Origin of the sequence: Williamsia sp. 1138 (assembly GCF_002095435.2) — a bacterium.
GTDB lineage: Bacteria > Actinomycetota > Actinomycetes > Mycobacteriales > Mycobacteriaceae > Williamsia.
This window is the reverse complement of record NZ_MJEJ02000053.1, coordinates 227,990-250,784: the sequence shown is the minus strand read 5'-3', so window position 1 is coordinate 250,784 and position 22,795 is coordinate 227,990. Positions and strand designations below refer to the sequence as shown.

Below are 22,795 nucleotides of genomic sequence, written 5' to 3'. Positions count from 1 at the left end.
TTCACCTCACCTAGGAATTCCCGGGACGCTCTCGCGCTCGACCAGATACGGCGCGACACTGCCGAGTTTCTCGCAGGTCTCCTCGAACTCGCGGTCCGGCGACGACTGCCCCACGATCCCCGCGCCTGCCCGAATCCACGAACGCCCGTCCTCGCGGAACACGGTGCGCAGCGCCAGGGTGGCCTCGAGTTCGCCTTCCGACGATGCGGTCAGCACCGCCCCCGAATAGAGGCCACGGCGGCTGGCCTCGAGGCGGTAGATCGCGTCGACCGCCGCGGCTTTCGGGATACCGGACGCCGTGACCGCCGGGAACAGCACCTCGAGTCCGTCCCAGGGTCCGAACTGCGGGGCCAGGGTGCCTTCGACGGTCGACGCCAGGTGCTGAACGCTTCCGCGTTCGCGCACGACCATGAACTCAGTGACCGCGGTGGTGCCGGGGACGGCCACGGACTGGACCTCAGCGAAGGAGGTACGCACCGACACCGCGTGTTCGACGATCTCTTTGGCATCGGAGATCAGCTCGGCACGAGCCGAGCGGTCCATCTCCTCCGACCGGCCGAACGCACGGGTACCCGCAAGCGGTTCGGTGACCAGTGTCCCCGCAGCATCGACGGCGCCGACGAGCTCGGGACTGAACCCGGCGGCCTCGAGACCACCGAGTCTCAACAGGAACGACCTCGCCGGGTTGTTGTTCCGGCGACCTTCGGCGTAGGTGGCCGCGACGTCGACGTCGAACGGGACCTCTACCGCCCGCGAGATGATCACCTTCTCGTAGTCGCCGCGGTGGATCTCGGCGACGGCGGTCGCCACCCGCGCGCGGTAGTCGGAGGTGTCGTCGTGGACCGGGAGAGGCCGCGGCACAACCGGATCGCTGCGGTCGGTGTCCGCTGCGATCTCGCGCAGCCGCGCGTCGGTGGCCGCGTCGGCGCCCTCGATGCGAATCCCGTCGTTGTCGATCCAGGCCTCGAACTCCGGCACGATGAGGTGCGCGAGGACACTGCCCGGAGCGAGATGATGGGCGGCGCCGAGCCCCGGGGCACAGAAGTCGAATCCCACCCAGCCGTAGACGCGCCAATGCGGGAACGGCAACTCCGACAACGTCTTCGAGATCGCGGCCGCCGGCGATCCGGTCCATTCGCCGACAGTCTCCAGATCGCCTGCGACGGTGGTGATCGTCTCGGTGGTGAGTCGCAGCTCGGCGCGGTGGCCTCCGGCGAAGACCCATCGGTTCTCGCGCTCGTAGACCACGTAATCGGACGTGATGCCCGCTGCGGCCCACGCAGCACAGATCTCCGCGGCATCCACGGTGCCGATGCCGCCGGAATGGGCGTGGTCGTCGCTCGCCGTGTCGATGGTCGCTGTCATCGCGACACTCCTGCGGCACATGCTTTGCTCATGACATCCTCTGCTCACCGCATCACGCGACCGTGCTCCACTTAGGCTTGGCTAAGTTCCGCTTGAAGGTTAGCCTAAGCAAAGCGGGGCGCCAAGTCTCTTGTGACGAGGTGACGCCGGTCCGGTATAGAACTCGGTCCCCGGCACCCCCGTAGGCCACCCAACGAGGACTCAACGCATGCCTGATTCCACCACTTTCGGCGATCTCACCAGCGGTTTCGCCGATCACCCCGGTCCCACCGCCGCCCGCTACCGCGACCTCGGTCTGTGGTCGGACCTGCCGCTGTGGCGGGTGTTGTGGGACCAGGCCGATGTTCGTCCACAGGCGGCTGCAATCTCCGATACCGACCGGGCCCTCACCTACGAGGAGTTCGTCGCAGCGGCCCGGTCCCGCGCCGCGGGTTTCCTCGACACCGGACTCCGCCCGGGCGACCGCGTGATCCTGCAGAACCAGAACTCGGTGGAGTTCGCGATCAACCTGTTCGGATTGCTGCGTGCCGGCATCGCCCCCGTGATGGCGCTGCCCGCACACCGGATCAACGAGATCGCCCACCTCGCGCAGACAGCCGGGGCGGTCGGATACATCTGCCACGACGAGAGCAAGGACTTCGACTACCGCGGCCTCGCGCGGGAGTTGGTCGCCCGCCGGCCCGCGGTGCGGAGCATCTTCGTGACGGGCGACCCCGGCGAGTTCTCCCCGCTGCCCGATGGTGACACCGAATCACTGCAGGAGGTACCCGCACCCGACCCCGACGCGCCTGCTCTGTTCCTCGTCTCGGGCGGCACCACCGGTCTACCCAAACTGATCGCGCGCACCCACAACGACTACCGGTTCAATGCACAGCGCAGCGCCGAGATCGCCGCGTTGACCTCGGGCGACACCTACCTCGTCGCCCTCCCCGCCGCCCACAACTTCCCACTCGCCTGCCCAGGTCTGCTGGGCGTCCTGTCGGTGGGCGGGCACACCGTCTTCACCGACAACCCGTCTCCTGACAACACATTCGACCTGATCGAGAAGCATCGCGTCACCGTCGTCGCACTCGTGCCGGCGCTGGCCCAGGTCTGGACCGCTGCCACCGAGTGGGAGCCCGCGGACATCTCGTCCCTGCGCTTGATGCAGGTGGGCGGGGCCAAACTCGCCGGACCGGACGCGATCGCCGCGAACGCCGTGTTCGACGGTGCGGTACAGCAGGTGTTCGGCATGGCCGAAGGGCTCATCTGCTACACCCGGGCCGACGATGACGAGGCTGTGGTCACCCGCACCCAGGGGACACCGATGAGCGACCTCGACGAGCTCCGGATCGTCGACGACAACGGCGCCGACGTACCCGACGGATCCGACGGCGAGCTACTGGTCCGCGGCCCGTACACGATTCGCGGCTACTACCGCGCCGACGAGCACAACGCGCGCTCGTTCACCGGTGATGGTTACTACCGCAGCGGGGACAGGGTGCGGCGGTTGCCTTCTGGGCATCTGATGGTCACCGGCCGCATCAAGGACACGATCGTCCGCGGCGGTGAGAACGTCGCCGCTGACGATGTCGAAGAGAACCTGCTGGCTCACCCGGACATTCGGCAAGCCGCAGTCGTCGGGCTGCCCGATCCCGGCCTCGGTGAGAAGATCTGCGCGGCCATCGTCACCGACGGCCCGGCACCCGATCTACCCACGGTCAGGGCCTTTCTGGCCGACCGTGGGCTCGCGACATTCAAGCAACCCGACCTGCTGCGGGTGGTGCGTTCACTACCCGTCACCGCGGTCGGCAAAATCGACAAACGCACACTCGTGGCACAACTCACCTGACGCTGGCGTAGGCTGCGTTCGGTAACCACACACACACGGGGGCTCTCGCGAACCGAGGGCTGAGATGACGGCAGGCGGCCGTCGACCGGATGAACCTGACCGGGTAATGCCGGCGTAGGGAGAAGCAATGGCCGACGCATCGAATTCTGTCCCCACCACCAGCCCGGAGACGAAGCGGAGCGGAGCTCGACCCGTTTCGACACCCGAGACGACCCCGATCACCACGGGACCGATCCGGGGCAGTTCGAAGACCTACCAGCAGATCGACCACCTGCGGGTGCCGGGACGCCGGGTCCACCTGTCGAACGGTGAGCACCTCGACCTCTACGACACATCCGGGCCGTACACCGACGCCGACCCCCATCTCGACCTCGAGGCAGGTCTGCCGCGTACCCGCGACAACTGGAACCGTCTCGCCCCGATCGACGGCGCCAGCACTCAACTCGCTTGGGCCAGAGCTGGTTTGATCACGGACGAGATGCGTTACATCGCCGCCCGCGAACAGATGTCCCCCGAATTCGTACGGTCAGAGGTGGCGGCGGGCCGCGCGGTCATCCCCGTCAACCACCACCACCCGGAGTCGGAGCCGATGATCATCGGCAAGGCGTTCACGGTGAAGGTCAACGCCAACATCGGCAACTCGGCGGTCTCGTCGTCGATCGCCGAAGAGGTCGAGAAGATGGTCTGGGCCACGCGATGGGGCGCCGACACCATCATGGATCTGTCGACCGGCAAGGACATCCACGTGACCCGGGAATGGATCATGCGTAACTCGCCGGTGCCGGTGGGCACGGTCCCGATCTACCAGGCACTCGAAAAGGTCAATGGCGACCCGGTGAAGCTCACCTGGGAGATGTACCGCGACACAGTGATCGAGCAGGGCGAGCAGGGCGTCGACTACATGACCGTGCATGCCGGGGTGCTGCTGCGATACGTACCGCTCGCCGCAAACCGCGTCACCGGCATCGTCTCCCGCGGGGGTTCGATCATGGCAGCGTGGTGTCTGGCGCACCACGAGGAGTCGTTTCTCTACACGCATTTCGACGAGCTGTGCGAGATCTTCGCCCGCTACGACATCACCTTCTCGCTCGGCGATGGCCTCCGCCCGGGCTCCATCGCCGACGCGAACGACGCAGCGCAATTCGCCGAGCTTCGCACGCTCGGCGAGCTGACGAAACGAGCCAAAGCCTTTGGTGTACAGGTGATGATCGAAGGCCCCGGGCATGTCCCGATGCACAAGATCGTCGAGAACGTACGGCTCGAAGAGGAGCTGTGCGAAGAGGCGCCCTTCTACACGCTCGGGCCGCTGGCCACCGACATCGCGCCGGCCTACGACCACATCACCTCCGCGATCGGGGCTGCGATGATCGCCCAGGCCGGGACCGCGATGCTGTGTTACGTGACGCCGAAGGAGCATCTGGGTCTGCCCGATCGCGACGATGTCAAGGTCGGCGTGATCACCTACAAGATCGCAGCACACGCCGCCGATCTCGCCAAAGCGCATCCCAGGGCACAGGAACGCGACGATGCTCTCTCGAGGGCACGCTTCGAGTTTCGGTGGAACGACCAGTTCAACCTGGCGCTCGATCCGGACACCGCAGTGGAATACCACGACGAGACCATGCCCGCCGAGCCTGCGAAGACGGCGCACTTCTGCTCGATGTGCGGGCCCAAGTTCTGTTCGATGCGGATCTCGGCCGATGTCCGTGAGTACGCACGCGAGCACAACCTCGTCACCCAGGACGACATCGACCGAAAGCTGGCCGCTGACATGGCAGCCAAGTCTGAGGAGTTCAAGGACAAGGGAGCAACGGTGTATCTGCCACTTGCCGAGATCGACACAGCCGCCGCGACATGAGTGACGAAGCCGGAAGCCGAAGCACAGACACGCCTGTGCCGCTCCTGCCACGCGTCCCCCTCGGCCAGACCCCGGTGCGGGTGATGACCATCGCGGGGACCGATTCCGGGGGCGGCGCCGGGATCAACGCCGACTTACGCACCATGGCACTGTGCGGCGTCCACGCCACCGTCGCCGTCGCAGCGGTGACCGTGCAGAACACTCTGGGCGTCAGCGGCTTCCATCCGATCCCGCCCGATGTGGTGGCTGCGCAGATGCGCAGCGTCATCTCCGACATCGGGATCGGTGCGGCGAAGACCGGGATGCTTGCGTCCGGGGCGATCATCGATGCTGTGGTGGACGCCGCGGCGGAGGTCGGCCTCGGGCGTAAACGTACGATCCCGCTGGTCGTCGACCCGGTCTGCGCCTCGATGCACGGCGATCAGTTGCTGGCCGACGAGGCCATGGATTCCCTCAAGACGCGCCTGATCCCCATCTCCACCATCGTCACCCCGAATCTCGACGAGGTCCGGCTGATCACCGGGATCGAGGTGATCGATCGGGCGAGCCAGGAGGCTGCCGCCCACGAACTACACGCGCTCGGGACACAGTGGGCCCTGGTCAAGGGCGGGCATCTGCGAGGGAGCACCAGTAGCCCCGATCTGTTGTTCGACGGAACCGATTTCACCGAATTGAGTGCTCCCCGCATCGATACCGGTCACGACCACGGCGCGGGCGACACCTTGGCCGCGGCCATCACATGCGCGTTGGCGCACGACTACTCGGTACCCGATGCAGTCCGGTTCGCGAAAGCCTGGGTCACCAGATCCCTGTCGGTGGCCTACCCACTCGGGGCGGGGCACGGCCCGGTCAATCCGTTGTGGCGGCTCGAGGTCTGAACACACAACCACCCGCTCCGAGAACACCCAGGTGTTGCAGCTGCTGGGAGTGCCCGGAACGGGTGGGTATGAGTAGGTCGGATCAGGCGTCGCGCCGATCGGTGACGAAGATGGCGGCACCGAAGATGAGCGCCGAGATCACCACGAAGTAGAGCAGCGAGCCGTATTCGTTCCACCACCAGTCGAAGCCGTACTCGCGGCCATCGATGAAGTGATTGGCATTGAGGAAGGGCATCAGTGGGCCGGCGACATCGCTGACCTTCGGGATGGCCGACAGGACGTTCTCCAGCACCAGGCTCCACACCAGCAGGATCACGATCGCACCTGCCGTCTGCCTGATCAGTGCACCGAGTCCGAGCCCGATCAGCACCGCGAAGAACGCGTAGACCGGGACACCCCAGTAGAGCCGCACGGCGTGTGAGCCGAGCAGGTCGACGTCGCTACCCGAGAGCGCCTTGCCCATCGGTAGCGAGATCAACGTCAGCACGAACGTGATCGCCGCCGAGAGGCCTCCGTAGACCACGGCTTTGGCGATGAGGACGTTGTAACGCTGTGGCACGGCTTGAAAAGTGGTCCTGATGGTGCCGAACCTGAACTCGCTCGTCACCGCGAGCACGGCCATGATCATCAAGACCGTGATGCCGAATCCGGTGACACCGATCACGTAGTCGGAGACGTTGGTGTCGGTGCTCGTACTCTCACCGTTCGTCACCAATCCGAAGATGAGGGCGAGCCCGATCCCCAAGACGATGACGATGCCGACACACCAGTAGGGCGACCTGGTGGTGATCAGCTTGATTCGTTCGGCTGCAATGGTATTGGTCAACATCAGGCTTGTCCTCCCCCGAACTGTTTCGGCTGTTGCGGCGACTGATCGGGCGGCGGACCACCGTATTGACCCTGCGGGGGTGGGCCACCGTAGGAGGCCTGCTGCTGCGCGCTGTACGCCATCGACGAGTCGCCGTGGTACTCGACCGCACCCGCGGTCATCGACATGAACACCTCTTCGAGGGAGGCTGTCTTACCCGAGAGTTCGTGCAGACCGATACCGTTGGCGGCCGCGATGTCACCGACCTGATCGGTGGTCACGTTCTCCAGGCTCAACGCCGGTCCGGTGCCGTCGTCCGGCAGCGGCACCGATCGCAGACCCGCCGACGCCAAAGCGGACTGCAGCTCTCCGAGCCGCGGGCTCCGCACCCGCACCGTGACCTGTGCATTGCTGGTGAAGTCCTTGACAGACGAGTTCGCGATGAGCTGGCCACGTCCGATGACGATCAGATGCTCTGCGGTGAGCGACATCTCGGTGAGCAGGTGACTCGAGACCAAGACCGTCCGGCCCTGATCGGCCAAGGCACGCATGAACTTTCGGATCCAGACGATGCCTTCCGGATCGAGACCGTTGACCGGCTCGTCGAACAGCAGGACACCGGGATCACCCAGCAGGGCACCGGCGATCCCGAGCCGCTGCGACATACCGAGTGAGAATCCGCCTGCTTTCTTGCCCGCCACCTCGGTGAGGCCCACATCGCTCAGCACCTGGTCGACGCGATGCGCCGGGATGCCGTTCGCCGCGGCCATCCAGCGCAAATGGCTTCGGGCGCTGCGGTTCGGGTGCACCCATTTGGCGTCGAGCAACGCACCGACCTGCGTCAACGGGTTCTTCAACTTCTGATACGTGACGCCGTTGATGGTCGCCACACCCGAGGTGGGCCGGTCCAGTCCGAGAATCATGCGCATCGTCGTCGATTTCCCGGCGCCATTGGGTCCGAGGAAACCGGTGACGACACCGGGTTTCACGTCGAAGGTCAGATTGCTGACCACCTGATTCTTTCCGTAGACCTTTGTCAATCCCTGAACACTGATCATGAAGGTCAGTGTGCCAGAGCACAGCGCACCCTCGCCTCATCCTTGCGGTTGATCTTCAGCGGGGTCGCTCAGGTGTCGATCGCCGGAGAGGACGCCTGCGCCCAGAACCGTTTGGGTATCCGCCCCGCCCCGTATGCGAGGCGGCCTGCGATCACCGCAGACCTCATCGCCGCAGCCATCTGGGGCGGATTCGCAGCCCTGGTCACCGCCGAGGCCAACAGGACCGCCGAGCAGCCGAGTTCCATCGCGAGCGCGGCGTCGCTGGCGGTGCCGATACCGGCGTCGAGAATGATCGGCACGCCGGCACCCGCGACGATCATTTCGATGTTGTGGGTGTTGATGATGCCCAGACCCGTGCCGATCGGCGACCCCAGCGGCATCACGGCCGCGGCGCCCGCATCCTCGAGCCGGCGCGCCAGGATCGGGTCATCGTTCGAGTAGGGCAGCACCACGAAGCCGTCGTCCACCAGTCTGGTGGTGGCCTCCACCAATTCCACCCCATCGGGCAACAGCGTCCGCTCGTCACCGATGACCTCGACCTTGACCCAGTTCGTCCCGAGCGCCTCACGGGCCAGTTGCGCCGTGAGGACCGCTTCAGCGGCCGATCGGCACCCGGCCGTGTTGGGCAGGACATCGATGTTCAAGCGCCGCAACAGGTCGAGGACACCGGTGCGGCCGGCCGAGTCGACGCGGCGCATCGCCACCGTCGTCAGTTCTGTACCCGAGGCCACCAAGGCCTCCTCCAGAACAGCCAGATTCGCCGCTCCCCCGGTGCCGGTGATCAGCCGCGACGACATCGTCCGGTCACCGATGACAAGCTCGTCCGCCACACCGATCGGGCTCCGCTCCGCTGCCTCAACCACCGATCCAGTCGAGCTCCGCTCCGCTGCGTCAACCACCGATCCAGTCGAGCTCCGCTCCGCTGCGTCAACCACCCTGTACCGCCGTGAGGATCTCGATGCGTTCACACGGGCCGAGCTCGCAATCCCAGGTCGACTGCGGGCGCACCATCTCATCGACGGCGATGGCGATGCCGGTGGCGGGGAGATCGAGCTGCTCGAGCAGCGACCGCACCGTCACATCCTCCGGAATCACGGTGAGCTCTCCGTTCACCATCACGTTCATGACCGCCTTCTCCCTGCATCGATCGACGGATTGTCAATGGTCTTGCCCGCCAGCACCTCTGTGATCAGTTCCGCGGTGATGGCGCTCATGAGGATGCCGTTGCGGCCGTGACCGGTGGCCACCACCGTGCGGTCGTCGAGCCGGCCGATGAGGGGCATGCCGTCCGCGGTCGCCGGGCGCAGGCCCGCTTCCGCCGACAACAATCGGTACTCCCGCAGAGGCGGCATGAGTTCGATGGCGTCGTTGAGCAGATCAGCGACCCCGCCCGCGCCGGGCAACCGATCGTCGCCGCCGTCGTACTGCGTGGCCCCCACCACGACCCCGTCAGGGCGGGGCACGACGTAGACGGCCCGTCCGTTGATACGGCCCCGGACAACATGTCCGGGTGGCGGCAACGCTCCCGCTGCCCAGCCCAACCGCAGGATCTCGCCCTTCGACGGATACACGCCGAGGTCCGGCCACAACATCGCAGAGCCCACGCCCGCGGCCAGCAAGACCTGGTCTCCCGGAACGTCGGCAAGGTCGGCAACCTGCTTCCGGACGATCTGCACACCTGCTTCCGTAGCCCGATCCGAGAGCACCTGCAGAAGTCGCCGATTGTCCACCGCGAGTTCACCGGAGGCGCAGAAGCCGCTACGGATCCTGGCCGACACTGCCGGCTCCAATGCACGAATGTCTTTGCCGGTCAACGGCTCCACCGGATGACCGCGGTCGCGTAGCCAGTCCGCGACCATCGCCAGCTCGCCCACATCCGCACTGTCCACCCCGACCATCAGACTCGACGATGCGGCCACGATGCGGTCGTCACCGAGACGCTCGAGGAATGCGGGCCACCGGGACATCGCCTGCTCGGCGAACGCGAGATACGTGTCTTCTCCGGTGCGGCTCTCCCCTGCGATACCTAGCATGCCCGCCGCGACGCGCGACGCCGCGGAGGTTTCGTCGGCTTCGTAAACCGTTACTTCCCAGCCGTTCTCGGCAGCATAGAGCGCACAGGACAAGCCGATGACAGCTCCGCCGACAATCGTGAGGGTCTTCATCGGCACCTCCTTCCTTCGCCGGCATTACCCGGATCAGGTGTAACGGTCTCGTGGACGGTTCGCGTCCCGATCTCAGCCCGACGTCTCCCTCGAGCACCCGTGTGTGTATTGCCATCAAGGGTACGCCGGTACATTTTGACCTCGTGACTCCCACCGACCGTTCCACCCGCAGCGCCCGTCTGGCCGACGCACGGCTCTACCTCTGCACCGACGCTCGCCGCGAACGTGGAGATCTGATCGCGTTCGCCGAGCAAGCACTCGCCGGTGGCGTCGACATCATCCAGCTCCGGGACAAGGGCTCGGCGGGCGAACGCGAGTTCGGGCCGCTCGAGGCCGCCCAGGAGATCGACCTGCTCGGGGCGCTGGCGGAGGTCGCTGCGCGGCACGGTGCACTGCTGTCGGTCAACGACCGCGCCGACATCGCCGCGCTCACCGGCGCCGACGTGCTGCACCTCGGGCAAGACGATCTGCCTGTCGCCCTCGCCCGTCGGATCGTCGGCGACGACATCATCATCGGACGGTCGACCCACGCGCTCTCCGAGGCCACCGCCGCCGCGACGGCGACCGGGGTCGACTACTTCTGCACCGGACCGTGCTGGCCGACACCGACCAAACCCGGCCGGCCGGCGCCGGGACTCGCACTCGTCCGCGACACCGCGGCTCTTGTCACCGAGCGGCCGTGGTTCGCGATCGGTGGCATCGACGAGGCCCGGCTCCCCGATGTCCTGGCAGCAGGCGCGAGCAGGATCGTGGTGGTCAGGGCCATAACCGCCGCCGCGGATCCACGCTCGGCAGCGCAGAGGTTGCGGCAGAAACTGCTTGCGTCACCGAAAAGCTGAGGTCTATGGTGGAGCGATCATGAAGCGAATTCTCGTAGTACGTACCCGTAGCGGGGTCTGATCCGACCGGCCCCCCGCTGCGGGCCGTCGTGCTATCTGCTGGTCATCCTTTTCTCACCGGAAGACCGCTCTCATGAAAACTCTCACCTCTTCAGGCCCGACCGATCTGGCCGCTCGTTTCGCCACACCGCTGCCTCCGGCCTTGCGCGCCGAAGCGGCCGACATGGACTGGTCCACCTTCACCGACACCTATGCCCCCACGTCAGGTCCGATTCGCCTCGGCACCTGGAACACCTCGCGAGCTCCGCACGACCTGGTCCACTGCCAGGCCACCATCGACACCGGCGCTACGGTCGCACCGATCAGCGCGACCGCCACCGGCGCGATCGCCGGGTTGTCCGACATGCTGTACCAGCTTCATCTGGGCGTCGAGATCATCGGACTACACCAGTACTCGCATGCGGGCGGGAGCACCACGTTCCTGCTCTGCGAGCGAGATGGCCGTCGCAGCTGGTCGATGGGAAGTGGTGCCGGTGGTGAGGAATCGGCACTGAGCGCTCTGATCGCGGCCGCGAACCGGCTCAGCTGAAGGGCTGTCCCGCCGATAAACTCAGGTGCCCGCCAGCGCCAGGAGTTGCGTCCGCAGCTCGGGCCAGCTCGCCGCGAACGCCGGGTGCAGCGAGAGCCCGTCCACTTCCTCCGGGGTCACCCAGCGCAACTCGACCGACTCCATGTTGGCCGTCGTCGCCAGCGGTGCCGCCACCTCGGCGATCACCGTCGTGTAGGTCCAACCGCTGGGCGCGCGGTGGGTCACCAGCTCTGCGTGGACGGTGAGTTCGGCGTCCGCGATGCCGGCCTCCTCGTCGGCTTCCCGCGTGGCGGTGTCGACGGCACTCTCGTGGGAGTCGCGGGCCCCGCCGGGTAGCGCCCACGTGCCGCCCTGATGACTCCAGACCGCGCGGTGCTGTAACAGAATGAGCGCCGCGCTCGTTTCACTAGATGTGAAGAGGAGCAAGCCGGCAGCGCCGTGCCGACCCCAATACCGCGATCCATCCGCGTCGAAAACCCATCCGTCGCCGTCGCCACGCACGCGGCACCTCCTCGCCAGGCCGATCATTCTCGATCCTCACGCTACTTGGGCCGACGTGGTGACACGGTGCCGCACTGTCACTGACCCACCCGTATCCGCAGTAATGTCGGTTACAGCTACAAAAAATCCTCTCAGGCAGAAACCCTGAGCAACCGGCGAACTCCGGGAAGAAGGGATCGTGTGACCGGCGGCAACGCAACCTCTTTGCGTACCCGGCTCATGCGTGCGGACAGGACGCAGGGGTACCGCTTTCGGCGGGCCGCCGACCGCCCGGCCCCGCTGACGCGGCGCGAATTGATGGTGCTGACCCGCGAACGCGCCCAGAATCCCTTCACCAACATCCGGCAACTGGCGTGGACCAGCCCGGGCAAGTTGTTCTTGCTCGCCATCGTGCTGGTCATCTCCTGCGTCACCGTCGGCTGGTACGCCTCGGACACACTCGACGATCGGACCAGCACCCTCGAGGGGATGATCGTCGAGACCGAACCCCTCGCGGAGGCCTCGCAGGTTCTCTACAGCTCGCTGTCCATCGCCGACGCCGCGGCCAACACCGCGTTCATATCCGGCGGGCTCGAACCGCCTGAGCTGCGGGAACGCTATAACGACGCGATCGCAACGTCCGGGCAGGCACTCGTCCAATCGGTCAGCGGCGCGTCCATCGACAACGCCATGATCCGCGAGGACCTCACCATCCTCTCGTCGCAGATCCCGGTCTACACCGGACTCATCGAATCGGCGCGCATCAACAACCGCCTCGGCAACCCGGTCGGCTCCGCATATCTCGGGGAGGCGTCGAACATGATGCAGTCGACGATCCTGCCCGCAGCCGAACGTCTGTACACCGAGCGGGCCGACGCCATCGGTGACGCGCGAACCAACTTCACGAGCCCACCCTGGGGTGTCTACATCGCCCTCGTGCTGGTGCTCGCCGTCATGATCGGCACACACATCTACGTCGCCCGCCGCAGTCGACGCCGGTTCAACGTCGGACTGCTCAGCGGGGTCGGATTCTTGGTCATCGGATTGCTGTGGCTACTGGTCGGCGGACTGCTCTCGGTGAACGCCACCAGCAATGCCGAGAATCGAGGAGCCGCACCCCTGCGCGAGCTGACCTCGGCACGCATCCTGATCCAGCAGGCCCGATCCGACGAGACGCTGTCGCTGGTCCGTCGCGGCGATCAGGAATCCCTGGAGGCGGGTTACGCCGACGCGACCGCCCAGATCGGCGAATTGCTCGACGATTACCGCGACGACGAACGCCGAGATGTCGCCGAGGATTCGGTGGACGAGGCCACCGCGGCACTCGCCATGTGGCGCGAAGCTCACGCAGCGATGCTCGAGCGCACCAACGCCGGTGATTTCAACGGGGCGACCGCCATCGCCGTCGGCGACAATCCGGATGGTGCGGCCGCGGCCTACACCCGCCTGGACACCGCCTTGGTCGAGGGCATCACCAACACGCGGGAGACATTCCGGGACGACATCAACACCGCCCGCGTCGTGATCGGCTACGCCGGGCTGGGCATCATGCTGCTCGGCATCGCGGCGGCTGTCGCGGCACTGGCCGGGCTGTTCCCGCGAATCAGGGAGTACCGATGAGTATTCGGATGCGCGCCCGCGCCGTCGCTCTGGCCGGCGCAGTCGCGCTGACCGCCACCTCCCTTGCCGGTTGCGTCCACGCCGCCGCACCGGACAGCCTCCCGCCCTCGGCCACCGCGAACTGGCCTGCGCCTGCCGGCGTCAACAGCGACGTCCCGGTCGAGCCGACCCCGGCCACCGACGAATGCGATGCGACCGCGTCCCTGACTCCCGGCCCCCTGCCGCCGGTCGGGCAGATGCCCCCGGGCAGCACGATGGAGACCATCGCGCAGCGGGGCTGGCTCAAGGTCGGCCTCGACATCGGTTCGAATCTGCTCTCCTTCCGGGACCCCATCAGTGGCAGCATCGAGGGTTTCGACGTCGACATCGCGAAGGAGTTGGCCAGGGCCATCTTCGGCGACCCCGAGCGTGTCGAGTTCAAGATCCTCAATTCGGGTGACCGGATCGAGGCACTCAAGGACGAGTCCGTGGACGTGGTGGTCAAGACCATGAGCATCACCTGCGAGCGCCTCAAGGAGATCGCCTTCTCGACGGTCTACTACGAAGCCTCGCAACGAATCCTGACGATGCGCAGCTCCAACATCAACGGGGTCGCGGACCTGGCCGGCAAGCGGGTCTGCGCCGCACGCGGCACCACGTCCATCTCCCGCATCCAGCAGCGGGTGCCCGATGCGATCGTCGACACGGTCTCGTCGTGGGCCGATTGCCTGGTCATGCTGCAGCAGGGACAGGTCGACGCGGTGTCCACCGACGACGCCATCCTCGCCGGGATGGCCGCCCAGGATCCCTACGTCCACGTGCTGGGGCAGAGCCTCGGCGAGGAACCGTACGGGATCGGGATCAACAAGGACAACGAGGACCTGGTGCGTTTCACGAACGGCGTGCTGCAGAAGATGCGGGAAGACGGCACCTGGTTCGACATCTACGACCGCTGGCTGTCCATCCTCGGACCGAAATACTATCCGCCGCAGCCGGAATACCGGGAGTGAGGCGGGCACCGTGACCACTGACAAGACACCCGACAACGACCCCGAGGTCGGTACGCAGGCCGCGTCCCTCTCCGACCTCGACGTGGGGACCCAGGCCGTGCGCTGGGACATGGCCTTCACGGAACCGACTGCCGTCACCACCCAGAACAGTCAGCCGGCGATCATGGTCCCCACCAGTCGCAGCTCTCGCAGCCGGCGGCGCATGGGTGGAGGCCTGGTCGACGTACCGCGGGTCCGCGACATCGAACCCGCCGATGCAGTCATGGCCGACCCCGTCATCTCCGAGGGCAAACGGCTGTGCTGGAAATGCGGCAAACCCGTTGCTCGCCGGTCCGGAGAAGGGCGCGGGCCCCTCACCGGCAACTGCGAGAATTGCGGCGCTCGTTACTCCTTCGTCCCAGGGTTGGACAAAGGGACGATGGTCGCGGACCAGTACGAGATCTCCGGAGCCATCGCCTACGGCGGCCTGGGCTGGATCTACCTCGCCATCGACCGAAACGTCTCCGACCGGCCCGTCGTCCTCAAGGGCCTGTTGAACTCGAAAGATGCTCAGGCGCAGGCCGTTGCGCTGGCCGAACGCCAGTTCCTCGCGTCGGTGTCCCATCCTGGCATCGTCAAGATCTACAACTTCGTCGAGCACCACGACCAGAAGGGCAACACCTTCGGCTACATCGTGATGGAGTACGTCGGCGGTAGCACCCTCAAGGACATCGTCTCCGCACAAGACGACGAATCAGGCGTCCGACGTACGCAATTACCGCCTGAGCAAGCGATCGCGTATCTGCTCGAGGTCTTGCCCGCGGTCTCCTATCTGCATTCGGTCGGCCTGGTCTACAACGACATCAAACCCGAGAACATCATGATCGGCAGCGAAGACGTCAAGCTGATCGATCTCGGCGCCGTCTCTCCCATCAACGGTTACGGGCACCTCTACGGGACCCCTGGCTTCCAGGCCCCGGAGATCGTACAGACGGGCCCGCAGATCGCGACGGACATCTACAGTCTCGGAAGAACTCTCGCCGTCCTCACCGTCGACATGCCCATGGAGAAGGGACGTTACCTCGACGGCCTGCCTGATCCCGCCGACGTGAAACTGTTCGCAGACAATCCGTCCTTCTACCGCCTGCTACAGCGGGCCACACATCCCGATCCCGCCAAACGTTTCACGTCGGCAGACGAGATGGCCGGCCAACTACTCAACGTGCTGCGCGAAACAGTCGCGGCCAAGTCCGGGATCCCGCGTCCGGGACTGTCGACCGTGTTCAGTCCGCAGCGTACGACGTTCGGCACCGAGATGATGCTCGCACCGGTGGACGGAATCCTCGAACCCATCCGCGCCCGGATCACCCTCGACACCACCGATGTCGTTGCTGCACTGCCGGTTCCACTGGTCGACCAGTCCGACCCCGCCGCCGGACTGCTGAACTCGACAGCCCTGTCCGAGCCGACCCAGACCCTCGATTCGATCCGTAGCGCACGCGAAGGCGGACTGTCATCGGTGATCGGCACGGACCCATCCGACGATCACCCGTCCCGCGAGATCGACCTGATCGAAGCTCGCGCCTACCTCGAGCTCGGGGAAGCACAGACCGCGCTCAACCTGCTGAACGAGGCCACCGAGCACCACGGGAAGTCGTGGCGCACCGAGTGGTTCCTCGGCCTCGGCGCGCTACTGGTGGACGACGTCGCCGGGGCACATGCACGCTTCAATGATGTGCTCGCCGCCATGCCCGGTGAGGTGGCACCCAAGCTCGCGGTCGCAGCCACCGCCGAGTTGATGGGAAATCACGATGTAGCCCTGCAGCACTATCGGTCGCTGTGGCAGACCGACCGGGCAATCGTCACGGCCGCTTTCGGGCTCGCTCGCATGCGGTACGCCGGCGGTGACGTCGAGGGTGCAGTGAAAGCGCTCGACGATGTGCCGCCGACGAGCCGCCACTTCAACGCCGCGAGTTGCACGTCGATCCTCACGCTGGTCCACGGCCGCGACCCCGGTGAGGTCCACGAAGACCAGCTCCGCGAAGCCGCACACCGTCTCGAGTCGATGCCCGACAGCGAACCCCGCAAGCAGCGACTCGTGATCCTGGTACTCGGCATCGCGCTCGGCTGGATCCACCGCCGCCCTGACCAATCCCCCACCGACGCCTCCGCGCGCGGCGACATCCTCGGCTACAAGTTCAACGACCACGGACTGCGCGTCGGGTGCGAGCGGTCCCTGCGGCAGTTGGCGCGCGGCACCATGAACCGCACCCAGCGATTCCTGCTCGTCGACCTGGCCAATTTCGTCCGGCCGCATACGTTGTTCTAGCCCGGTGATGTGCCCTTTTGGCGATCAAAAGCCCAGGTGGGCACCGCCAAAAGGACACATCATCGGGGTCAGGGGCGGTCGTTCAGCGCCTGCACCGACTGCCGAGCGATGGCCAGTTCTTCGTTGGTCGGGACGACCAACACGGTCACGGCAGAATCGTCCGTCGAGATGATCCTGGCCTCACGGCTTCTGGCGGAGTTGCGCTCGGCGTCGAGCTGGACCCCGAAGTTCTCGAGACCTGCCATCGCGTCGGCGCGTACCTTGGCGGCGTTCTCGCCGACCCCGGCGGTGAACACGATCGCATCGGTCCGACCCAGGGTCACCATGTAGGCACCGACGTACTTGCGCAGGCGATGGATGTACACGTTGTACGCCAACGTCGCGTCGGCGTCACCGGCTTCGACTCGTTCGGTCAACGCGCGGAAGTCGTTCTCGCCGCACAACCCCTTCAACCCGGACTGCCGGTTCAGAACTGCGTCGATCTGGTCGACGTCCATGCCGGCCGCACGGCGGAGGTACATCACGACGCCAGGATCGATGTCGCCGCTGCGGGTTCCCATGACCAGACCCTCGAGCGGGGTCAGACCCATCGAGGTCTCCACCGGCCGGCCGCCTTCGATGGCCGAGGCCGACGCGCCGTTACCGAGATGCAGGACAATCTGATTCAAACTCTCCGGATCGGCGCCGAGGAACTCGGCCGTCTGCTGCGACACGTACTCATGCGACGTCCCGTGAAAGCCGTAGCGCCGGATGTGGTGCGCCTCGGCGAGCTCCTTGTCGATCGCATAGGCCGCCGCGTGCTCCGGCAGATCGTGAAAGAACGCCGTGTCGAAGACCGCCACGGACGGCACGTCCGGCAGCAGTTCCCGGATCGCCTCGATGCCGAGGACGTTGACCGGATTGTGCAGCGGCGCCAGGTCTTCGAGTTCGTTGATGGCCTCGATCACGTCGTCGTCGATGACAGTCGGTTTGTAGAACTTCGGCCCGCCATGGACAACCCGGTGGCCGACGGCGGTGATACCTTCGGACGTCAGATCCCGATCTTGCACCCGCGACAGCTCCAGGGCCTTCGCCAGCCCCGCCCGGTGATCGGCGATCTCCCCGACGAACTCTTTGGTGTCGTCGCCGCGGATGAGTACGACTTTGGCACTGCTTTCCCCGATTCGCTCGACGAGCCCATGCGCGACAACCTCACCCGACGCCGGTCGCACCAACTGGTATTTCAGCGACGACGAGCCGGCGTTCAGGACGAACACGGTGTCGGTCGAGTCGGTGTCACTCATCTGGCTGCCCCTGGGCTTGGATCGCGGTGATCGCGACGGTGTTGACGATGTCGGACACGAGCGCGCCGCGAGACAGGTCGTTGATCGGTTTACGCAGACCCTGCAACACAGGTCCGACGGCCACGGCATCTGCGCTGCGCTGCACCGCTTTGTAGGTGTTGTTGCCGGTGTTGAGGTCCGGGAAGATCAGTACGGTGGCCTGACCGGCCACGGGTGAGTTGGGCATCTTCGTGCTCGCCACCGACGGGTCGACCGCCGCGTCGTACTGGATGGGCCCTTCCATCAACAATTCCGGGGCCCGCTGGCGCACGAGTTTGGCCGCCTCACGCACCTTCTCGACGTCGGCGCCGCTGCCGGATTCTCCGGTCGAGTACGAGAGCAACGCGACCCGTGGCTCGATACCGAAGCGGGCCGAGGTGGCAGCTGACGAGATCGCGATGTCGGCGAGTTGCTCAGCCGTCGGATCGGGGACCACAGCGCAATCCCCGTACGCCAGAACATGATCGGCGAGACACATGAAGAAGACACTCGAAACCGTCGATACCCCTGGCACGGTCTTGATGATCTCGAACGCCGGGCGGATGGTGTGTGCGGTGGTGTGCACCGCTCCCGACACCATGCCGTCGGCGTAACCCAACTGCACCATCAGGGTGCCGAAGTAGGAGACATCCTGCACGATCGTTCGGGCACGCTGTTTGTCCATGCCCTTGTGCTTGCGCAACTCGGTATAGGTGTCGATGAACTCGTCCAGAAGCTCCGAGGTCGCCGGGTCGATGACGGTGGCATCGGACAGGTCGATACCCAGTTCGGCAGCCCGGTCCCGGACGGAGCGCTCGTCGCCGAGGATGGTGAGGTCGGCGACCTGGCGCCGCAGCAACCGTCCCGCTGCGCGCAGGATGCGGTCATCTCCGCCCTCCGGCAACACAATTCGCTTCTTGTTCTTGCGGGCCTGCTCGATCAGCTGGTACTCGAACATCTGCGGCGTGACGACTTCGGGAATGGGCAACTGCAGCTTCTCGAGCAGCCCCACCGAATCGACGTGCTCCTCCATGAGGTTGAGAGCGACATCGATCTTGCGGACAGAGTCGATGTTCATCCGGGCCCGGGCATGTGCTGCCGCCCGTGCTGTCTCGTACGTCCCCTGTTCGCAGGTGATGATCGGGAGCGAGGACTGCAATCCCTCCATCAACGCGGCGATCTTGGGGTGCGGCTTGAGCCCACCGTTGAGGATGATCCCGGAGAGCTTGGGGAACCCCTCCGCCGCATTTGCCGCGACCAGCGAGACCAGCACGTCGGACCGATCGGCCGGGGTGATCACCGCCAGACCTTCGGTGAGCCGCTCCAAGATGTGCTCGACGGTCATCCCGCCGACCATCACGTGCATGGCTTCCCTGCTCAGCAGTTCGGGGTCGCCGCTGTAGATCTCGCCGCCCAGCTCCGCCATCAGTTCGCCGACCGTGGGGGCGATGAGCACCGGATCTTCGGGTAGCGCCCAGGCGGGCAGCCCGGTCGCCGACTCCAGGGCCTCTTTCACCTGGGCCAACCGATCGGGATCGCAGCGGTTCGCGATCAACGCAACCGCCTGGGCGTGGTTGGTGGCCAACTCGGCCAGGCAGAGTTCCGCCAGCCCCACTACCTCGGCCTCGCTGCGTTCCGCCGCCTTGAGGGCCAACAGCATCGGCGTCTGCAGGTTGGCCGCGATCCTGGCGTTGAAGCTGAGCTCGGACGGGCTGGCGATATCGGTGTAATCGGACCCGATCACGAGGACGGCGTCGCATCGCTGCTCGACCGCGTGGAAGCGGGTGACGATCTCGCTCAACGCCGCATCTGGATCAGCATGCACCTGTTCGTAGGTGACACCGATGCAATCCTCGTAACTCAGATCGGTGGAGTCGTGCTCGATCAGGAGTTCCAGGATGTAGTCACGCTGGCCGGAGTTGGTACGCGAGATCGGCCGGAACACCCCCACCCGTCCTCCGGAGGCCGCCAACAGGTGCAACACCCCCAACGCCACCGTCGACTTCCCGGTGTCGCCCTCGGGTGATGCCAGATAGATGCTGCTCGACGATGAAGAGCCCATGCCGCCCACCATAGATGTAGTACCCGATCTTGGTGGCTTCTGGTGGGGCCGAACTGGGCAGATGCTCGCCCGAACCCACCAAGATCGGACTAACGGATGACTGCGCGTACCACCATGTCGGCGATGTCCTCATCGGACATCGCACTACGCGGAATCAGCATGTACGAGTACACAACCCGGACCATCAGCTCGGTCGCCCGACGTGAATCGGGCACCAACGCGGCCTCGAGTTCGGGCTCTCCCTCGAAGTTGCCGACGCTGTTGGCCACGATCAGGTCGACAATGGTGACGTCGGTCCCCCTGTCGGGGCCACGGGCCACCAGGGTGGTGATGATCTCTTCCGGCTCGTTCTGCAGGATGTACTGCAGCGCTTCGTGTTTGCGGATGTAGGCCATCACGTTGATCACAAGGATTCGCACCTTGTCGGCCGGTTCGGACTCGGACGCCGTCCATTCCTTGATCAGATCACCGAGGGTCTTGACCTCCCGCTCGACGATCGCCTGGACCAGTTCGTCCCGACCTCCGAACATCCGGTACGCGGTCGCCCGCCCGACGCCCGCGTGACGGGCGACCGACGTCAGACTCAGCGCCCGCGCGCCGAATCTCTCCACCACTGCGATGGCGACGTCGACCATCCGCTCTCGATCCATACAAGAAGATTAGGAGGTCGGGCTCGCTTCGGGTACCTGGGCATCGACAGCAGCCGATTGTTGCCGCGGTCTGCGCCTGCTGATCGCGACACCGGTCAGCGCCATGGCGCCACCCACGAGTCCGAGTACGGTCGGGACCTCGCCGAGAAAGACCCACGACAGCCCGATGGCGATGGCCGGTACCGCAAGTGTGGTCGCGGCCATCTTCCCCGCGTCCGTCCGCGACAATGCGTACGCCCAGGTCAGGAAAGCGATGGCAGTCGGCCCCACACCCAGGAACACCACGCCCGCGATCGCCCCCGCGGAGGCGTCGGCCAGTTCACCCACCGCCTGCGGCGCGAACGGAGTGGTGGCGAGCAAGCCCGCGACACAACCCACCCACGTAGCGGTCACCGCATCCACGGTGCGAAGGGCGACCTTCTGCATGAGTACTCCCGCCGCATAGAGAACGGCGGTGACCAGTCCGAGCATGATGCCGAGTCGATCGTTGTGGCTGCCGCCGGAGCCTCCGAGGGCGATCAGCAGCACCCCGGCAAACGCGATGACGATCCCGATGACCAGCGGTCGCGCAAACCCTTCGCCCATGAACAGACCGGCAAAGATCGCCACGAGTATCGGCGCGAAGTTGACGAGCAGGGCGGCGGTGCCGGCGTCCAGGTGCTGTTCGGCCCAGTTCAGCAATACCGTGTACGCCGCAAACCAGAGCAATCCGTAGCCGATGACCAGCGCCAGTGCGCGCCCCCGCGGGATGGGCCTGCGGTACCGCATCGCGATCACCACCAGCACCGCCGCACCGACCAGAAGCCGGGAGAAAGCCATCGCCCCGGGCGACAACGATTCCCCGACGAAACGGATGACGACAAAAGAGGACGCCCAGAGCAGCACGGTGATCACTGCGGCAACAACGGCGAGGTTGCTCGAGAGCTTGGCTTTCATACTCCTACTGTCGTCGACCCGCATACGTAAGCACAAGCGATTACTTCTTGTTGACAATTCAGTCCGACTGTACGGTTAGCAGATGCTGGATGTGCACCGCTTACGTATTTTCCGGGCCGTCGTCGCGGCCGGCTCGATCAACGGCGCCGCGGCCGCGCTCGGATACACGCCGTCGGCGATCAGTCAGCACCTCACCGCTCTGCAACGGGAAACCGGTCTCACCCTCGTCGAGAAACACGGACGCGGCATAGAGACGACCGCGGCGGGTCGAACCCTCGCCGAGGAAGCCGCTCACGTCCTCGAGCGGCTGGCGGAACTCGAATCACTCGTCGCCGATCTGCGATCGGGTCGAGTCGGCAGTTTGTCCGTGAGTTACTTCGCGTCGGCGGGCGCAGCCTGGATACCTCCCGTGATCGCCGCGATCACCCACGAGTTCCCCAGGCTCCGAGTCGATTTGCGGCTCGTCGAGCTGGCCCACGATTCTTCGGGTGACCCCGATGTGGAGATCTATGTCGAAGGTGCCGCGTCGACCTCGCTGCGCGGTTACGAGGTCGAGGAGCTGCTGAGTGAGCCCTACGTGGTGGTCTTGCCCGAACACCATCTGCTCGCCGGCCGCGACCACGTGGAACTCGCCGCGCTGCGCGACGAGCGGTGGGTCGACAACGATGTATCGCGCGGACCCTGCCGGCAATCGATTCTCGATGCCTGTTCGGTGGTGGGTTTCAGTCCCGGATTCCACATCGAGACACACGACTATCCGACGGCCATCAGCTTCGTCGCCGCAGGCGTCGGCATCACCGTCCTGCCCCGACTCGGCGTCGGGATCCTGCCACCGGGATTGGTGTCGAGGCCGCTGATCAATCCGACCCCGATGCGGACGATCGCCGTCCGGACCCGGGAGGCGGTACGAGACAACCCTGCGGTGCGGCGGATCATCGACCTGCTCCGGGAGCGGGTCGACGTGCGTCAGGCCGCCTGAGGAGGAATGTCGTCGACGCGGCGGACGATGATCGCGGCCATGCCGTAGATCATCCAGGTCGACAAGAGGATGCCCTGAA

At 65.7% G+C, this 22,795-nt stretch carries 20 protein-coding genes and 2 riboswitches; of the genes, 9 read left to right on the top strand and 11 right to left on the bottom strand.

Going from position 1 to position 22,795, the window contains the following annotated elements:
• Positions 1 to 6: 6 nt before the first annotated feature.
• On the bottom strand, positions 7 to 1,365 hold the full coding sequence (locus BH683_RS26135) for a salicylate synthase (protein ID WP_084839195.1): 1,359 nt from the start codon (positions 1,363 to 1,365) through the stop codon (positions 7 to 9).
• Between the two features lie 208 nt (positions 1,366 to 1,573).
• On the opposite strand from BH683_RS26135, the gene BH683_RS26130 reads away from it, so the two are divergent.
• The 3 genes from BH683_RS26130 to thiD all read left to right on the top strand — a co-directional run bounded on the left by BH683_RS26130 (position 1,574) and on the right by thiD (position 5,932).
• Positions 1,574 to 3,196: an AMP-binding protein gene (locus tag BH683_RS26130; protein WP_084839194.1), complete on the top strand. Its 1,623-nt coding sequence runs from the start codon at positions 1,574 to 1,576 to the stop codon at positions 3,194 to 3,196.
• Between the two features lie 25 nt (positions 3,197 to 3,221).
• A riboswitch (TPP riboswitch) is annotated at positions 3,222 to 3,334 on the top strand.
• The gene (gene thiC, locus BH683_RS26125; RefSeq protein ID WP_246833598.1) at positions 3,324 to 5,054 is read left to right on the top strand and encodes a phosphomethylpyrimidine synthase ThiC; all 1,731 of its coding nucleotides are present in this window, start codon (positions 3,324 to 3,326) and stop codon (positions 5,052 to 5,054) included. (Overlaps the previous riboswitch by 11 nt.)
• A 35-nt stretch (positions 5,055 to 5,089) precedes the next feature.
• Positions 5,090 to 5,932, top strand: coding sequence for a bifunctional hydroxymethylpyrimidine kinase/phosphomethylpyrimidine kinase (gene thiD / locus BH683_RS26120; RefSeq protein WP_084839272.1), 843 nt, complete (start codon positions 5,090 to 5,092; stop codon positions 5,930 to 5,932).
• Between the two features lie 82 nt (positions 5,933 to 6,014).
• Here the strand turns inward: thiD and BH683_RS26115 are convergent, their stop codons facing one another.
• The 5 genes from BH683_RS26115 to thiO form a co-directional block, all read right to left on the bottom strand.
• Entirely contained in the window at positions 6,015 to 6,761 is a 747-nt protein-coding gene (locus BH683_RS26115) for an ABC transporter permease (RefSeq protein ID WP_084839193.1), read from the bottom strand.
• A complete protein-coding gene (locus tag BH683_RS26110; protein ID WP_084839192.1) occupies positions 6,761 to 7,798 on the bottom strand; it encodes an ABC transporter ATP-binding protein in 1,038 nt (345 codons plus the stop codon). Before BH683_RS26110 ends, BH683_RS26115 begins: the two co-directional genes overlap by 1 nt.
• A 68-nt stretch (positions 7,799 to 7,866) precedes the next feature.
• Positions 7,867 to 8,628 carry a thiazole synthase gene (locus BH683_RS26105; protein ID WP_084839271.1) on the bottom strand — a complete coding sequence of 254 codons (762 nt, stop codon included), beginning with the start codon at positions 8,626 to 8,628 and terminating at the stop codon, positions 7,867 to 7,869.
• 97 nt (positions 8,629 to 8,725) lie between these two features.
• Positions 8,726 to 8,923 carry a sulfur carrier protein ThiS gene (thiS, locus tag BH683_RS26100; RefSeq protein ID WP_084839191.1) on the bottom strand — a complete coding sequence of 66 codons (198 nt, stop codon included), beginning with the start codon at positions 8,921 to 8,923 and terminating at the stop codon, positions 8,726 to 8,728.
• Positions 8,920 to 9,963, bottom strand: a complete 1,044-nt coding sequence (gene thiO, locus BH683_RS26095) for a glycine oxidase ThiO (protein ID WP_084839270.1) — start codon at positions 9,961 to 9,963, stop codon at positions 8,920 to 8,922. Before thiO ends, thiS begins: the two co-directional genes overlap by 4 nt.
• Positions 9,957 to 10,074, bottom strand: a riboswitch (TPP riboswitch). Its footprint overlaps the gene before it by 7 nt.
• Positions 10,075 to 10,106: 32 nt before the next feature.
• Here thiO and thiE point away from each other — a divergent pair.
• Both thiE and BH683_RS26085 read left to right on the top strand, forming a co-directional pair.
• On the top strand, positions 10,107 to 10,802 hold the full coding sequence (gene thiE, locus BH683_RS26090; protein WP_084839269.1) for a thiamine phosphate synthase: 696 nt from the start codon (positions 10,107 to 10,109) through the stop codon (positions 10,800 to 10,802).
• Positions 10,803 to 10,935: 133 nt separating this feature from the next.
• Positions 10,936 to 11,391 carry a hypothetical protein gene (locus BH683_RS26085; RefSeq protein WP_084839190.1) on the top strand — a complete coding sequence of 152 codons (456 nt, stop codon included), beginning with the start codon at positions 10,936 to 10,938 and terminating at the stop codon, positions 11,389 to 11,391.
• Positions 11,392 to 11,412: 21 nt separating this feature from the next.
• Here the strand turns inward: BH683_RS26085 and BH683_RS26080 are convergent, their stop codons facing one another.
• Positions 11,413 to 11,892, bottom strand: coding sequence for an NUDIX hydrolase (locus tag BH683_RS26080; RefSeq protein ID WP_084839189.1), 480 nt, complete (start codon positions 11,890 to 11,892; stop codon positions 11,413 to 11,415).
• 180 nt (positions 11,893 to 12,072) lie between these two features.
• On the opposite strand from BH683_RS26080, the gene BH683_RS26075 reads away from it, so the two are divergent.
• Genes BH683_RS26075 through BH683_RS26065 form a run of 3 tightly spaced genes read left to right on the top strand, consistent with a single transcriptional unit; the run spans position 12,073 to position 16,788 of the window.
• Entirely contained in the window at positions 12,073 to 13,491 is a 1,419-nt protein-coding gene (locus BH683_RS26075) for a hypothetical protein (protein ID WP_308203584.1), read from the top strand.
• Positions 13,488 to 14,480 (top strand): glutamate ABC transporter substrate-binding protein, encoded by a 993-nt coding sequence (locus tag BH683_RS26070; protein ID WP_084839188.1) that lies wholly within the window; start codon positions 13,488 to 13,490, stop codon positions 14,478 to 14,480. Before BH683_RS26075 ends, BH683_RS26070 begins: the two co-directional genes overlap by 4 nt.
• A gap of 10 nt (positions 14,481 to 14,490) precedes the next feature.
• The gene (locus BH683_RS26065) at positions 14,491 to 16,788 is read left to right on the top strand and encodes a serine/threonine-protein kinase (protein WP_084839187.1); all 2,298 of its coding nucleotides are present in this window, start codon (positions 14,491 to 14,493) and stop codon (positions 16,786 to 16,788) included.
• 68 nt (positions 16,789 to 16,856) lie between these two features.
• Here the strand turns inward: BH683_RS26065 and BH683_RS26060 are convergent, their stop codons facing one another.
• The 4 genes from BH683_RS26060 to BH683_RS26045 form a co-directional block, all read right to left on the bottom strand.
• Positions 16,857 to 18,071 (bottom strand): acetate kinase, encoded by a 1,215-nt coding sequence (locus BH683_RS26060; protein ID WP_084839186.1) that lies wholly within the window; start codon positions 18,069 to 18,071, stop codon positions 16,857 to 16,859.
• The gene (gene pta / locus BH683_RS26055; RefSeq protein ID WP_084839267.1) at positions 18,064 to 20,151 is read right to left on the bottom strand and encodes a phosphate acetyltransferase; all 2,088 of its coding nucleotides are present in this window, start codon (positions 20,149 to 20,151) and stop codon (positions 18,064 to 18,066) included. Before pta ends, BH683_RS26060 begins: the two co-directional genes overlap by 8 nt.
• An 89-nt stretch (positions 20,152 to 20,240) precedes the next feature.
• Entirely contained in the window at positions 20,241 to 20,801 is a 561-nt protein-coding gene (locus tag BH683_RS26050; RefSeq protein WP_084839185.1) for a TetR/AcrR family transcriptional regulator, read from the bottom strand.
• Positions 20,802 to 20,810: 9 nt separating this feature from the next.
• A complete protein-coding gene (locus tag BH683_RS26045; protein WP_210405274.1) occupies positions 20,811 to 21,737 on the bottom strand; it encodes a DMT family transporter in 927 nt (308 codons plus the stop codon).
• 82 nt (positions 21,738 to 21,819) lie between these two features.
• Here BH683_RS26045 and BH683_RS26040 point away from each other — a divergent pair, with 82 nt between their 5' ends.
• Positions 21,820 to 22,716 (top strand): LysR family transcriptional regulator, encoded by an 897-nt coding sequence (locus BH683_RS26040; RefSeq protein ID WP_084839183.1) that lies wholly within the window; start codon positions 21,820 to 21,822, stop codon positions 22,714 to 22,716.
• The last annotated feature ends 79 nt before the right edge of the window (positions 22,717 to 22,795 follow it).

What these genes read in the sequence shown, in the direction of transcription:
- pta (WP_084839267.1), bottom strand. Translation starts at nt 20,151, where the DNA reads ATGGGCTCTTCATCGTCGAGCAGCATCTATCTGGCATCACCCGAGGGC.
- thiO (WP_084839270.1), bottom strand. Translation starts at nt 9,963, where the DNA reads ATGAAGACCCTCACGATTGTCGGCGGAGCTGTCATCGGCTTGTCCTGT.
- BH683_RS26050 (WP_084839185.1), bottom strand. Translation starts at nt 20,801, where the DNA reads ATGGATCGAGAGCGGATGGTCGACGTCGCCATCGCAGTGGTGGAGAGA.
- BH683_RS26085 (WP_084839190.1), top strand. Translation starts at nt 10,936, where the DNA reads ATGAAAACTCTCACCTCTTCAGGCCCGACCGATCTGGCCGCTCGTTTC.
- BH683_RS26060 (WP_084839186.1), bottom strand. Translation starts at nt 18,071, where the DNA reads ATGAGTGACACCGACTCGACCGACACCGTGTTCGTCCTGAACGCCGGC.
- BH683_RS26110 (WP_084839192.1), bottom strand. Translation starts at nt 7,798, where the DNA reads ATGATCAGTGTTCAGGGATTGACAAAGGTCTACGGAAAGAATCAGGTG.
- BH683_RS26130 (WP_084839194.1), top strand. Translation starts at nt 1,574, where the DNA reads ATGCCTGATTCCACCACTTTCGGCGATCTCACCAGCGGTTTCGCCGAT.
- BH683_RS26045 (WP_210405274.1), bottom strand. Translation starts at nt 21,737, where the DNA reads ATGAAAGCCAAGCTCTCGAGCAACCTCGCCGTTGTTGCCGCAGTGATC.
- BH683_RS26115 (WP_084839193.1), bottom strand. Translation starts at nt 6,761, where the DNA reads ATGTTGACCAATACCATTGCAGCCGAACGAATCAAGCTGATCACCACC.
- thiC (WP_246833598.1), top strand. Translation starts at nt 3,324, where the DNA reads ATGGCCGACGCATCGAATTCTGTCCCCACCACCAGCCCGGAGACGAAG.
- BH683_RS26135 (WP_084839195.1), bottom strand. Translation starts at nt 1,365, where the DNA reads ATGACAGCGACCATCGACACGGCGAGCGACGACCACGCCCATTCCGGC.
- BH683_RS26070 (WP_084839188.1), top strand. Translation starts at nt 13,488, where the DNA reads ATGAGTATTCGGATGCGCGCCCGCGCCGTCGCTCTGGCCGGCGCAGTC.
- thiS (WP_084839191.1), bottom strand. Translation starts at nt 8,923, where the DNA reads ATGAACGTGATGGTGAACGGAGAGCTCACCGTGATTCCGGAGGATGTG.
- BH683_RS26040 (WP_084839183.1), top strand. Translation starts at nt 21,820, where the DNA reads ATGCTGGATGTGCACCGCTTACGTATTTTCCGGGCCGTCGTCGCGGCC.